Below are 11,868 nucleotides of genomic sequence, written 5' to 3' on the forward strand. Positions count from 1 at the left end.
GCCTCACTCCTGCTCGAGTCTCTTCGCGAGCGGCGCAAGCGCATCCAGGTAGATCGACGCCAGCAGATCCGACTCGTCGGCGGTGGTACGGATCCGGTCGGCCTCGGTGGTGTCCCGCTGGGCGTCGACCTCGTGCTCGAACTCGTCGATGGCGCTGACCCGGTCGAGCCACTCCCGCTTGTCCAGTCGATGTTGAATGGCGGCGACGATCTGCTGGTACTCCGCCAGCGCTTCGAGCCGTTCGACGAGCCCGTCGAGCCGCCGCGACAGCAACCGAGCTTTGGCGGTGTAGGTCTCGACGATGTCGTGGTCGGTCCGCAGGTGTGTGGGTGGCTGTCCGAGGAGCGTGACCTGCTCACGAACGTTGGCCGCCGACGTCGCGAGCGCGACGACTTCGGCAGCCAGGTCCACGCGGACGCCGTGCCGATCGAAGAAGTCCAGCTTCCAGGCCGGATAGTCGGTCACGCGGTCGGCGACCATGCCTGCGGAGACGGCGACCTGCCCGATCGAATCGTTGCGCAGTCGGTCCCTGTCTGGCGAGGCCCCGGGCCAGTTGTCGACGGCGAGGTCCAGATATCGCCGCGACTCGGTGGGTCCGGCGAGTTCCTGGATCTCCCGGCATCGCGCCAACCGGCGGGTGCGGGCCGTGCGTAGATCGTCGGCCAGTGTGGCGAGGGCGTCCTCGGAGGCGGAGTCCTCATTTGCGCCAGCCGTGGGCAGCTCGGGGTTCGTCTCGCCGGCTGGGTCGCCGCCGCGTATCAGGCGTCCGAGTCCGGCGCCCAAGGATCGGGCACCGTTGGCCACCCATGAACCGATCACGACCAACGCAACCGCGATCGCCGCCGCGACGACGACGATCACGAGGAGCTTGATCATTTCTCCAGTACAGCACGATCTAGCGCGTTGCTGAGCTCGCGGACGACGACAGCGCTGGTGGCGGAGGCGGTCGTCGACGCCTGATCGACCACCAGAGGCCGAGGAGGAAACGACTGCCGAAGCATGGCTGGGAGTCTTGACGACTCGAGCGCAGGGCCCAGGGCTCGCGCCGCTACCGCAACTGCGCAACTCCCTCGCCGTCGAGGTCGGCGATCCCGGCCGCACGACCGGTGAGCGCCAGCAGCAACGCGTCCGCTGAGCCCTCGACAACCGGTCCATCACCAGAGGACCAGTCCAGGTCTGTCGCCACCCAGCGCACCGTCGTCGGAACCTTTCCGAAGATGCGCGAACTCTCGGGGCGGATCAGGAAGTCGAGGACCACACGGGTGCGGTCGGGATCAAGGGTCGCGGGAATGCCGAGGGGTCGTCGGATGTCGAGGCCGTGCACGATAACGTCGGTGAGCGGTGCACGCGGCCCCTGCCCCGGCGGGGTGAACCGCTTGTCCGCCTTGTCCCGCAACCCCTTCGGCAGGTTCGCATACTTCGCGCTGACCTTGGCTGCCGTAGCGATATTGGCGCGATCGAAGTTGCCACTTGCTCGCAGCATCGCCAGTCCGAATGCCGGTATCGACACCACCAGCGGCACCAGCAGGTGGGCGATCACGTCGCGGCAGGTCCAGCCGGCGCACAGCGACGGAGTGGTCCATTGGTCGTCGGTGAAGGTTTCGGCGAGGTCGGCGAGGCGTCGGCGCTCGTCGGCGATGGCGGCAAAGATGTCGTCGTCGTTCACGGTGGCACCGTCGCTTCCATCTCGAGAGCGGCTGTCCGGTCGACGTCCATCGTCACACGAACCAACGAGATCCGACGGGAACATCGACCACAGGTCAGGACGTCAGACTGTCACGCCGACCCCACTGCTCTGCGAGGTCGCGCGACACACGTGCCGGTCACACGATCGGCCGAGGCGACCGACGAAGGACACCGCGATGATCCCCGACACCACTCCGACTCAGGACCCGGTGACGCGGATCGTCGTCGTGTTCACCGTCCTCGCGACCTGCTGGTTCGGCACGCTGCTGATCAACGGCTGGCTGGCCGTCGGTGTGGCCGCCCTCATCATCGGTTGGGTGGTGGGTGCCTTTGCCCGACATATCAAGGCGCCAATGGCGCTGGCGGTCTTCATCGGCGCGTGCGCGGCTGGCGGAGCTGGCCGATGGCTCCTACTCATTCTCGCGTGGGTGTGAGGACCCCTCAATCACTTCGCGGTCTGGGCTGTCGTGTCCTTCGCACCGCGCTTCGGGATGAGATGCATGATCGCCACGATGATCGCACCGATCAGCAAGCCCACGAGCGCCGAGACCACCGTCCCCGCGGTCCACGACAGGACGCCGCCGAATCCGTGGGAGAGTTCCGCAAACCAGTGCTCGATGTCGTGCAGACGGTCGGCCGGCCAATGGAATCCGGCCTCGCCGACGTTGACGATCAGGATGTGGCCACCGACCCACAACATCGCGGCGATACCCACCACGGTCAGGGTGGACATGATCTTGGGCATCGCCTTGACCAGGCCGCGTCCGATTCGTTGGCTCGCCGTCGACTGCCGTTGCGCCAGGGCCAGGCCCACGTCGTCCATCTTGACGATCAGGGCCACCACCCCGTAGACGAGTGCGGTGATGAGGAAGGCCACGACGATGAGCACCAGCAACCGGGTGAGGAACGGTTCGGATTCGACCGACGACAGCGAGATCACCATGATCTCCGCCGACAGGATGAGGTCAGTGCGGATGGCGCCGTTGACCATCGACTTCTCGAACTCCGGGCCCTTCTCTGCCGCGGGCTCGTCGCCGGTGTGGTCGTGCCCGTGCCCGCCGCCGAGGGCCTCGTACACCTTCTCGGCACCTTCATAGCTCAGGAACAGACCGCCGGCGATCAGCAGATACGGCAGGGCCTGCGGGAGGAACTGACTGAGGATCATCGCCACCGGCAGGATGATCAGCAGCTTGTTCCGGATCGATCCGACGGCGATCTTGCGGACGATCGGCAGTTCGCGGTCGGGGGTGAAGCCGTGGACGTAGCGCGGCGTCACCGCGGTGTCGTCGACGACCACGCCGGCTGCCTTGATGCTGGCCTTGCCGGCTGCGGCGCCGATGTCGTCGATCGACGCCGCGGCCACCTTGGTCAGGGCCGCGATGTCATCCAACAGAGCGACGAGGCCACCGGCCACAGGAACCTCCAGACGAGAGATGCACGAATCAGAAACAAGTATGCCCTGCGGTGGGTGGGGTCGGGAGGTGCGTGGAGGGTCGAGGGATCGTGCAAAGCACTCGGGTCGTCCCGCATCGATCACCATCCGCTTGGCGTTCCGCGGAACGCCGCTTCTGCGTTTCCTGTGCTAAACGAAGGCTCCGCATACCCTCACTTATTAGATAAGTGAGGGTATGGTGTTGTCATGCCTTCACTTGCGCCGGGAGGCAGCGCGGATGGCTGGCCATCGCTGACAAGCGAGATCATCGAGTGGACGCCGACAATCCCGGCTGACCTACTCACGCGGGCTCAGCGTGAGCGCTATCGAGGCCCCTACCGGGCAGCGCTTGTCCCGCATATCGCCACCCTGGCCCCGCACCTCACTCCTGCGACCTCAGCCCTTGCCGCCGAAGCAAGCTCGGTGATCACTCGGTTCGATGCCGAACTCGGCGATGAACTTGCACCTTTCTCCGCGATCCTCCTGCGGTCCGAATCCGCCTCGTCGTCGCAGATCGAGAATCTGTCGTCTGGAGCGAAACAGATAGCACTTGCCGAGCTGGGGAGCCGCGAGAAGCGCAACGCCACGGAGATCGTCGGGAATGTCGCGGCCATGAAGGCAGCACTCGAGTTGGCAGACCACTTGGATGCCCCAGCCGTCCTCGCGATGCACCGTGCTCTGTTGGAGGCGACCAATCCGCAGATCGCTGGGAGATGGCGAGACGATCAGGTATGGATCGGCGGCACCAGCATCGGTCCGCACGACGCGGACTTCGTCGGGCCCACAGCGACGCGTGTTCCCGGTCTGATGGACGATGTCATTGCGTTCGCGCGCCGTGACGACATTCCGCCACTCGTCCTTGCCGCTGTTGCGCATGCCCAGTTCGAGACCATTCATCCGTTCCCGGACGGGAACGGTCGTACAGGTCGCGCCTTTGTTCAGGCCATGCTGCGCGCGAGCGGGCTGACCCAGAATGTCACCGTGCCGGTGTCGGCCGGGCTGCTCGCCGACACGAAGAAGTATTTCGCGGCGCTGGATACTTACCGGGCGGGTGACCCGTCGGAGATCGTTGAGACATTCTCGTACGCAGCCCTTTCCGCCGTCGAGAATGGCAGCACGCTGCTCGCAGACCTGCGCCACATCCGCACGCAGTGGAACGACCGAGTTCGCGCCCGGCGGGGCTCAGGCCCCCAGCGGCTCATGGACCTACTGCTACGACAACCTGTGGTGGATCGGCAGACGGTCGCCGCGGCTCTGGAAATCTCCCCCGACAATGCGGGTAGGGCCATCGACCCCCTTGTCGACGCCGAAATCCTCAACGAATTCACCGGATTCACTCGGAATCGGATGTGGCACGCCGCTGAGGTCACCGATGCGCTCGATCAGTTCGCGACCAGGGCGGCGCGACGTGGTCGGTAGAACCTGCATGCGACATGTGACCGTTGCCAGACGATTGCACAGAATGGTGTCATGACCGCACTTGCTGACGAGGTTCTCCCGCTCATCAGAACGCGCGCCGACATCCACAGCTGGCGGGCGTCCAACGCCCACGGCGCCCAAATGGAGGTGGCGGTGGGCATTCTTCAGGAAGCCGCAGCCCAGGGCGATCCCGCCGAGGTCTTCGCGGTGACCCAGAAGGCCATCGCGTCGGCGCTCAAGATCATCATGCGCGCCGACGATTCCAGCGGCATCATCGGTGATGCGATCCGCGAACTGCTGATGCTGCACGCAGAAACGTCGTCTCCAGCTGGGGTCGCACCGACGAAGCTCGTCGACTGGATGATCAACTTCCAGTTCCACAACGAGTGCGGCTTCTACACCATCGACCCGGTTCGGTACGCGGCTGCGATGGGCGACGTCGGGATGGCGCGCTATCGGAAGCGTCTCGAGGAGATTCGAGACGACCTGGGTCCGGCGTCCGATGACATTCTCGATCAGTACAGTCACGCCCGAATCACCCTGCAACACAACGATCAACGCTTGGCCGTATACGACCGGGACGTCGCCGCGATCATTCGTACGCATGCGCGGGACGAACAGGTTCCCGCCTGGCTGGATGACACCGCGAAGGCACTCGCCGAGATCGGCGAATACGACCTAGCGATCGAGTGGGCGCAGCGAGCCGCGATGCTCAACCACAGGCATCAAGCACTCGCGGCGGCAGACACCTGGTGCGCGTTGGTCGCTGCCCATCGGCCAGAACAACTCCTCGCAGTGCGACTCGAAGTGTTTCGTCGATGGCCTACGTCGAGCACGGCGTCTCGACTACACGCGACCGCCGGCGACAGCTGGGCCGACCTGCACGACGAGGTCACCGACACACTCAGTGCGCGCCCGCGTGACGCGGTCCTGTTCAGCCTCAACACACTTCACGACCCTCAGCGCGCCTGGGATTCGGCCCACTCACTGGAGATGACCGACGCCGACGTATGGCTGGACCTGGTCAAGAAGTACGAGAAGATCGACCGCCTGGCCGTACTTCCTGCGTTGGAAGCGCTGGCTCGGAACGAGCTGGAGAACGTCGGCGCCGGTCACTACCGAACAGCGGCCCGCCACCTCAAACGGATGCGGCGGCTGGCCACGAAGACCGCGCGTGCCGACGACGTCGACGCGTTGATCGAGGAACTCCGGCAAGCTCATCGCAACCGCCCACGCATGCAGGCGGAGTTCGATAAGGCGGGGCTGCCGTGACTCCACTCTCTGCCCACGCTTACACACATTCCCGAGCCGATGGAACCGATGCCCCCACGAGTGCGTCTAAGTGGTTGAGGAAGCGAAGGTGAACTTCGTCGGGTCGGGTACACCTGATGGCAGCTGACCTGGTAGAAAACGGTTCGGGGGAAGGACACAGAGTGACGGATTTCCATGTCGATCCAGCAGAGCTGCGTACAGCCGGGAGCCAGATCGGGAAGAGTCAGACCGGCGCAGACACAGCCGCGACCAGCGCGGCTCCGATCCGTCAGGCGGCAGCAGGTCTCAGCGGCACCGACACTGCTCGGGCACTCTCTGCGGCAGCGGGTTCAGCCGAGTCGGCAATCGAGGTAGTGCAGTCTCGGATCGGCGCGTGGGTCTCGATCCTCAACGAGTCCGCGGACACATTCGACGGTACCGATAAGCAGAGCGCGGAACGCCTCAAAGCGCTCGGCGACTTCAACCAGGCACCCAACCGCTAATGCGTCCCACACGTTCGCAGGTCGACGCATTCGACTTCGGTGCGGCTCCCGCGGCCGCAAAGGCTGCCGACACCCTCGGGAGCCACATTGAGAAGGATGGCGAGAACATCCACCGGACCATCTCGGGCATGGACTGGTCCGGTGACTCTCGCGCCGCGGCGGACTCCCGCGCCGCTGCCGAGAAGGTACAGCTCACCCGCGTAGCCGACGCTCTTGAGAGAGTCTCGGCCGCAGTCAACCACGGGACCGCCTCGATGTCACACATCGCCGACCGACTCACGGCCGACGCTGCCGGTTACGAAGGCGACGGTTATGCGGTCGCAGATGACTGGAAAGTCACCGACGCGTACAACTACGGCCTTGCCAGCCTGATGACTGCCGGCGACGCGGAAGCTCAGCAAAGACTCGCCGACCTTCAACGGGCACGAGCGAACGCGGCCGCAAATGCGACCGCCGCGTTGAATCGTCTGGTGTCTGAGTTCGACCACGCGGACAGCGCATGCGCGGGCGCCATCGACGCGGCAAGCGCAGACGTGAGTGCGCTGGCACCGGTGTCGTCGGCGCTGGGTGGTCAAGTTGGCGACCGAATCGCAGACAAGCTCTCCGAGGGGCGACCTCTCACGCCGTTCGAGCGCCGCGTTCTGGAAGAAGGCACCAAGCTGACACCCGACCAACTCGAAGCCCTACGTAACGGAGGCACTGCCACGTTGCCGCAGGGTCAGTTCGACTTCCTGCGCGAACTGACAGCCGAGTTGGACGGAAAGTCGATGGACTCGATCCTGGCCTTGGGCGAGGGTACTCAGCATGACGAGATCCAGAGCAACCTTGCCAATGCATCGCAGATACTCGGCATCCCCAACGTCCGAACTGGCGCCGGCGATCACGGAGGAATGCAGGCGCTGCCCGCGAACATTCGATCCCTGTTGACCACCAACATGGTCACTGGGACCAATCCTTCTGTGGCAGAGCGCCTCTTGGTAGGTGGAAAGCCCCGGGTCAAGAATCTTGATGAGTTCTTCAAGATGACCGACTTCATGGGTAAGAGTGACGAGGACCTGCGGGTTGGGTCCGACGTGAACCGCGGGATTCTCAAGCAGGTTGCGGAAATCTCAGCTGTTGGCGAATCACCGGGATCCGGCAACAACATGACCGCCGCTGAATTCGACCGGGCTCTGGACAAGGCCCTGGCGGCCGCAGCAACTGATCGCATCGCTTCGCACGATTTCATGACCGGTGCCAACATGGACGTAACCTGCGCCGACGGTGGACGTTACAACGCAGGCATCCATCTCAACGGACTGGTCAGTCAAGAATGGGAGCACGGCAACTCTGGCCTACACAAACTGTTCGATTGGGTCGGTGACGAAGCCGGTTCCGCGAACCCCTATCAAGCCACGATGGCCCGTGAGGCCGCGAGCTCTCTAGGCCATTATCTCGGCTCTCCCGGCGATCTCGCTGTAAACGAGGGGTTGGGTGTGCGGAACCCAGAGATGGCCCGAATCTTCGCCGATGCGCTGAGCCCCTATCTGGGAGACTTCAGTGGAATCGATGAGACCAGCGGCGGGATCTATACTTTCGGTGCTGACAGACTCACCCCGGGTGAGTTGGAGAACATCTTCCGCTCGCTCAACACTGATGGCGAGGCGGCAGCCACATTGAACTCTGCTGCATTCAAATGGCAGAACTTGATGGCTGTCCACTACGGGCTGGATACATACCATAGCTCACTGGCCGAGAGCGCTGGTGTGCTGTCCCAAGCGATGACCGACGGCAACGGACATGCGGTGGACTACCTGTCCGATTCACAGTTCGAAGAACGAATGCGAACCTACAACAATCAAATGTTGGCGTTCGGGACGGTCAAGGACGCAACCGGACTCCTTCCCTTCGGCTCTCAGATCGGGCCGCTCATGCAGCAGCCGCTGGCTGATGCAATCTTTGGCGAGCAACCCGTGCGAGAGGACGCAGCCAATCAAGGCAACGACCCGGAATGGGTGGCTCAGCTCAACGATTCGAAAGTGCAGCAGTTCTACCAGTTCTCAGGGTATGTGGCTGACCATCCCGAGCTGAGACAAGAGCATCCAGAATGGTTCAGACCGAACGGCGAGCCGGATTGGGACCAGCTCAAAGACAATAACAGGTGGTCAAACTGGATGTCAGGACTGTCTGACAGGTGGCAAGACAGCTACGAACGCGGACAAGACAGGCCGGATTGGCCGGCGGGACCAGACAATCCGAAGCCAGAGAACCCCAACGACCCCGCACATAAACCGTGAATACGAAGAGGATCGGCTTGGGGTGGCGCGCTGCAAGCGTTGTCATGTCCACCGTCGCAGTTGTTCTACTAGCCGCCTGCAGTCCCGGCGACGGTGGCTCACCCGCGAGTAGTTCGTCTGCGCCAAGCCCAACGATCGAGGACTATCCGATCGTTTGGCTCGGCACTCCCAACCTAGACCTCGACAGTCCCGACGGAACGTTCGTCCGCGGAATTGCCGAATCCTGGTATCTGCGCTCGCAACTCGGGCCCGAGGCCTTCTTCCCCGGATATCGCGAGGCATCGGTATCCGCGTACGTGTGGTCCGACGACCTTCGGCCACGCCACGACCCACCACACACGACCTACATGTGGGTAGCACCGTTTCCCGAGCCCGATCCGCAGAACAAACATGACTGGCGCCCTCGATCACCCCAGGTCGGCGGTGTCGCCGTCTGTGGCACTTCTCCGGGGACTCCGCTCGCTGATGATGCACTGTTCTTCACCTATAGCCGCAGTGGCCAACCTCCGCCCGCAAACCAACATGGCCCTCGACAAGCACCCGTCCGCAACATCTTTGGGGACTGGAGAGGACTGGATTACATCGATCCAACCGACCTACGCATGCAACGTTGCAGCCACCGACCGGGTCCGTTGCCTGCACTCCGCACCTCGAGACCCGGCTGGCCGTCCGAGAGTGAGTGACGCCAATGACTGACCCGAGCTACCAGTTCCCACCGCACATAGTCGCTGCGCTGCGCGCCCCCGAGGGCACGACGGTAGAGGAGATCTACGCACGGTTCCCTGATGCCGCGCCAAAGCAATACCCTGCCGAAACAATGCAGCCTCCTCCCGACGATGCAGACTTCAGGGCCAGGTACCAAGACGCGGTCGATGACTGGCACAGCCGGAATGGGTGGAAGGCGATGCCGCATCACATCGCACTGCAACTCGCCGAACAAATTCGCACCGACATTGTGTGGGAACGCAGAAGTCGCGGGTAGCGTTGCGGGACTGGAGCATCTCGGTCAGTTGTGACATCCCGGGCTTCGACGCGACCTATAAGGGTCCATCCCGATGACACTTCGCCCATACTCCCTGGAGCTCTTCCTGATCTCGATCCCGATCAGCTACATCACCTTTATGCTCGTCGTTTGGGGAGTCGGCGTCCTACCTCACGTCGGACCCGGAAGCCCCAGCTTGGCGGCTGGGTTCGCGGTGGTGAGCTCCTGGTACGCCCTGTCCTGCTATGTGTGGATTCCCGTGACCTGGCTGGTCGGCTCACTGGCGATCACGGTCGTCCGTCGACGTTCGCGGTAGTGCCGAGACGTGGCGAATCGCCCTCCAGATACGACACAATGAACAGGCCGAACGATCGAATTGCGCCGACCCCGGGAGGTCACATGCTCCCGATCCTCCACCCCGACGATGTCTTCCCGCGGCCCTGCACCGACTACACCAGCCATATCGGTTCTCGACAGGCACACGCCTTTTCACTCCTGTGGAATCTGCACGCCGCCGACGACCCCATGATGGACGCCGATCACGCCGCCTGGTACATCCATCAAGCGAACGTCGCCAACGATGACCTGTTGGTCGCGCCGCGACACCTTCGGCAAGAACTGTTCGACGCCACCACACACGTCGTGACCAACTACCGACGACCGGGTCCGTTCGAGGCCATCACGTCGCAGGACATCACCTACATCGAACTGTTCTCCATCATCGCAGGTTGGCAACACGAGGTCATCGAACAGAACATGGCTGCCTTCATCGGCAGTCTGTACGAGCGCTGATCATGACGGGGATTCGATGACGCCGCCGAACTACTACTACGGTCCAGTTCCGCAGTCGGCGATCGTCATCGACGCCCAACACTTTGTGCTCGCGTTCCTCTTCGCCTTCGTCCGCCCCAAGATCTTTGTCAACGGATGGGAGGTCCCGCACACGCGCTGGGGCCACAACGTCATCCTGGTACCGCCCGGCAACCACCACCTGCAGGTCTACGTGCCGTATTACCTGCCGTCGCGGGTTGGGCCGGCAGAACTGACCGTCAGCGTTCACCCGCACCAACCGACTGTCGTCGAGTACCGGGCACCGGTGTGGACTTTTAGCCGTGGCGCGCTCGGGCCGAGCCCTCAACCATGGAACGGATTCGGCATCATCATCGGTGTCGTCGGCGGAATGGTGTTGTTGGGACTGGTGTTCGGACTGGTTCCGTACTTCCTGCTGGCCTAGGCTGACCGTTGATGCCGCCTCTCACCGATCCGCTGACGCTCGGCCAGAAGTTGGTCGCGGTGCTCGAGAGCGGTCGTCGCACCGCCACCTACAAGCTGGCCGTGCTGATGGCGCTGCTGGACCTCGCGGTCGAATCCGTGCCCGACGATGCGGACGCCGCCGTGGACATCGACCTCGACGATCTCACCAACCGCGTCATCGAACTCTACTGGCGTCAGCTGCGACCACTTGATGGTCGCCGGCTGCTGCAGTCCTCCGACGGCCGCGGAGTCATCTTCGAGGCCGTCGCCCACCTCCGCTCGTCTGTCAGCGCGCATCGGACACCGTCGGTGGATCTGGTTGTCGCACAGGGATCGGCTGAGTACATCGCGGCACACGCCACGGTGAAGCAGACGCTGGTTCGCTATCCGCTCAAGCTGCTGCAGAATCTCACCACCGGTGCAGACAACGAACGCTTTCTGTATGACGACTCGTGGATGGGCACCGGGTCGAAGCGGGTGATCGCCGACCACGGCAACGTACTGACCCTCTTCCCCGGCGTCTGCGTGACCCTCGCGCGTCTCGCGCCACTACTCAAGCCTGCATTTCAGCTCGCCTGGGTCGACGACGTGCGGCGCATGAACAGGTCCGTTCTCGACGACGGCCCCGACCTCGCTCACCACCTCTTCGGCGCGGATCGGGTCTCGCTGCAGCGTGCCGGCGACGCACTCACTCAGGAGTTCGGCGCGTCATGCTTCTACTGCAACGCATCGGTCCGGGCGGGCCGTCACGTCGACCATCTCCTGCCGTGGTCGCGAGTCGGCATCGACGGCCTGACAAATCTGGTGTTGGCCTGCGCGGGCTGCAACTCGAGCAAGTCCGACCTACTGCCCGCGCCTGAACACGTCGGACGGGCGCTCGCGCGTGGCCGTACAGCGCTCGATCAGCTTGCTGTAAAGATCAATTGGCCTAGTCAATACGCCCGTGTCGTGTCTGCCGGGCGGGGCCTCTACACGACGCAGCCGACGAGCACGCCGGTGTGGCAGGGACGCAACCAGATTGAGATGTTGACTCGAGTCGACTTCGAATGGCTTCTGTGAGGACGT

General features: G+C 63.6%; 12 protein-coding genes. 9 read left to right on the forward strand and 3 right to left on the reverse strand.

Annotated features, from left to right (window positions below; translation table 11 throughout):
* Positions 1-3: 3 nt before the first annotated feature.
* Positions 4-876 carry a hypothetical protein gene (locus tag EEB19_RS10070; RefSeq protein ID WP_187585718.1) on the reverse strand — a complete coding sequence of 291 codons (873 nt, stop codon included), beginning with the start codon at positions 874-876 and terminating at the stop codon, positions 4-6.
* Positions 877-1,048: 172 nt separating this feature from the next.
* Positions 1,049-1,666, reverse strand: a complete 618-nt coding sequence (locus EEB19_RS10075; protein ID WP_187585720.1) for a maleylpyruvate isomerase family mycothiol-dependent enzyme — start codon at positions 1,664-1,666, stop codon at positions 1,049-1,051.
* Positions 1,667-1,862: 196 nt separating this feature from the next.
* Between EEB19_RS10075 and EEB19_RS10080 the strand changes: the two genes are divergently transcribed.
* Complete coding sequence (locus EEB19_RS10080) at positions 1,863-2,120, forward strand: hypothetical protein (protein ID WP_187585721.1); 258 nt, start codon at positions 1,863-1,865, stop codon at positions 2,118-2,120.
* An 11-nt stretch (positions 2,121-2,131) separates the two neighbouring features.
* Here the strand turns inward: EEB19_RS10080 and EEB19_RS10085 are convergent, their stop codons facing one another.
* The gene (locus EEB19_RS10085; RefSeq protein ID WP_187585723.1) at positions 2,132-3,100 is read right to left on the reverse strand and encodes a DUF808 domain-containing protein; all 969 of its coding nucleotides are present in this window, start codon (positions 3,098-3,100) and stop codon (positions 2,132-2,134) included.
* A 225-nt stretch (positions 3,101-3,325) separates the two neighbouring features.
* On the opposite strand from EEB19_RS10085, the gene EEB19_RS10090 reads away from it, so the two are divergent.
* From EEB19_RS10090 to EEB19_RS10125, 8 genes are all read left to right on the forward strand, one after another.
* The gene (locus tag EEB19_RS10090; protein WP_187585725.1) at positions 3,326-4,537 is read left to right on the forward strand and encodes a Fic family protein; all 1,212 of its coding nucleotides are present in this window, start codon (positions 3,326-3,328) and stop codon (positions 4,535-4,537) included.
* A gap of 51 nt (positions 4,538-4,588) precedes the next feature.
* Positions 4,589-5,809, forward strand: coding sequence for a DUF6880 family protein (locus EEB19_RS10095; protein ID WP_187585727.1), 1,221 nt, complete (start codon positions 4,589-4,591; stop codon positions 5,807-5,809).
* A 161-nt stretch (positions 5,810-5,970) separates the two neighbouring features.
* Entirely contained in the window at positions 5,971-6,291 is a 321-nt protein-coding gene (locus EEB19_RS10100; protein ID WP_187585729.1) for a type VII secretion target, read from the forward strand.
* Positions 6,291-8,567 (forward strand): hypothetical protein, encoded by a 2,277-nt coding sequence (locus EEB19_RS10105; RefSeq protein ID WP_187585731.1) that lies wholly within the window; start codon positions 6,291-6,293, stop codon positions 8,565-8,567. Before EEB19_RS10100 ends, EEB19_RS10105 begins: the two co-directional genes overlap by 1 nt.
* Positions 8,568-9,622: 1,055 nt before the next feature.
* On the forward strand, positions 9,623-9,865 hold the full coding sequence (locus EEB19_RS10110) for a hypothetical protein (protein ID WP_187585733.1): 243 nt from the start codon (positions 9,623-9,625) through the stop codon (positions 9,863-9,865).
* An 83-nt stretch (positions 9,866-9,948) separates the two neighbouring features.
* Positions 9,949-10,341: a hypothetical protein gene (locus EEB19_RS10115; protein WP_187585735.1), complete on the forward strand. Its 393-nt coding sequence runs from the start codon at positions 9,949-9,951 to the stop codon at positions 10,339-10,341.
* A 16-nt stretch (positions 10,342-10,357) separates the two neighbouring features.
* Positions 10,358-10,783 (forward strand): hypothetical protein, encoded by a 426-nt coding sequence (locus EEB19_RS10120; RefSeq protein ID WP_187585737.1) that lies wholly within the window; start codon positions 10,358-10,360, stop codon positions 10,781-10,783.
* An 11-nt stretch (positions 10,784-10,794) separates the two neighbouring features.
* Positions 10,795-11,862 (forward strand): HNH endonuclease, encoded by a 1,068-nt coding sequence (locus tag EEB19_RS10125; RefSeq protein WP_187585739.1) that lies wholly within the window; start codon positions 10,795-10,797, stop codon positions 11,860-11,862.
* Positions 11,863-11,868 lie beyond the last annotated feature (6 nt).

Source organism: Gordonia sp. OPL2 (genome assembly GCF_003797825.1).
In the GTDB taxonomy this organism is placed as follows: domain Bacteria; phylum Actinomycetota; class Actinomycetes; order Mycobacteriales; family Mycobacteriaceae; genus Gordonia.

Coding starts and splice junctions, on each gene's coding strand:
- EEB19_RS10070 (WP_187585718.1), bottom strand. CDS start 876: ATGATCAAGCTCCTCGTGATCGTCGTCGTCGCGGCGGCGATCGCGGTT.
- EEB19_RS10080 (WP_187585721.1), top strand. CDS start 1,863: ATGATCCCCGACACCACTCCGACTCAGGACCCGGTGACGCGGATCGTC.
- EEB19_RS10090 (WP_187585725.1), top strand. CDS start 3,326: ATGCCTTCACTTGCGCCGGGAGGCAGCGCGGATGGCTGGCCATCGCTG.
- EEB19_RS10095 (WP_187585727.1), top strand. CDS start 4,589: ATGACCGCACTTGCTGACGAGGTTCTCCCGCTCATCAGAACGCGCGCC.
- EEB19_RS10105 (WP_187585731.1), top strand. CDS start 6,291: ATGCGTCCCACACGTTCGCAGGTCGACGCATTCGACTTCGGTGCGGCT.
- EEB19_RS10110 (WP_187585733.1), top strand. CDS start 9,623: ATGACACTTCGCCCATACTCCCTGGAGCTCTTCCTGATCTCGATCCCG.
- EEB19_RS10115 (WP_187585735.1), top strand. CDS start 9,949: ATGCTCCCGATCCTCCACCCCGACGATGTCTTCCCGCGGCCCTGCACC.
- EEB19_RS10120 (WP_187585737.1), top strand. CDS start 10,358: ATGACGCCGCCGAACTACTACTACGGTCCAGTTCCGCAGTCGGCGATC.
- EEB19_RS10125 (WP_187585739.1), top strand. CDS start 10,795: ATGCCGCCTCTCACCGATCCGCTGACGCTCGGCCAGAAGTTGGTCGCG.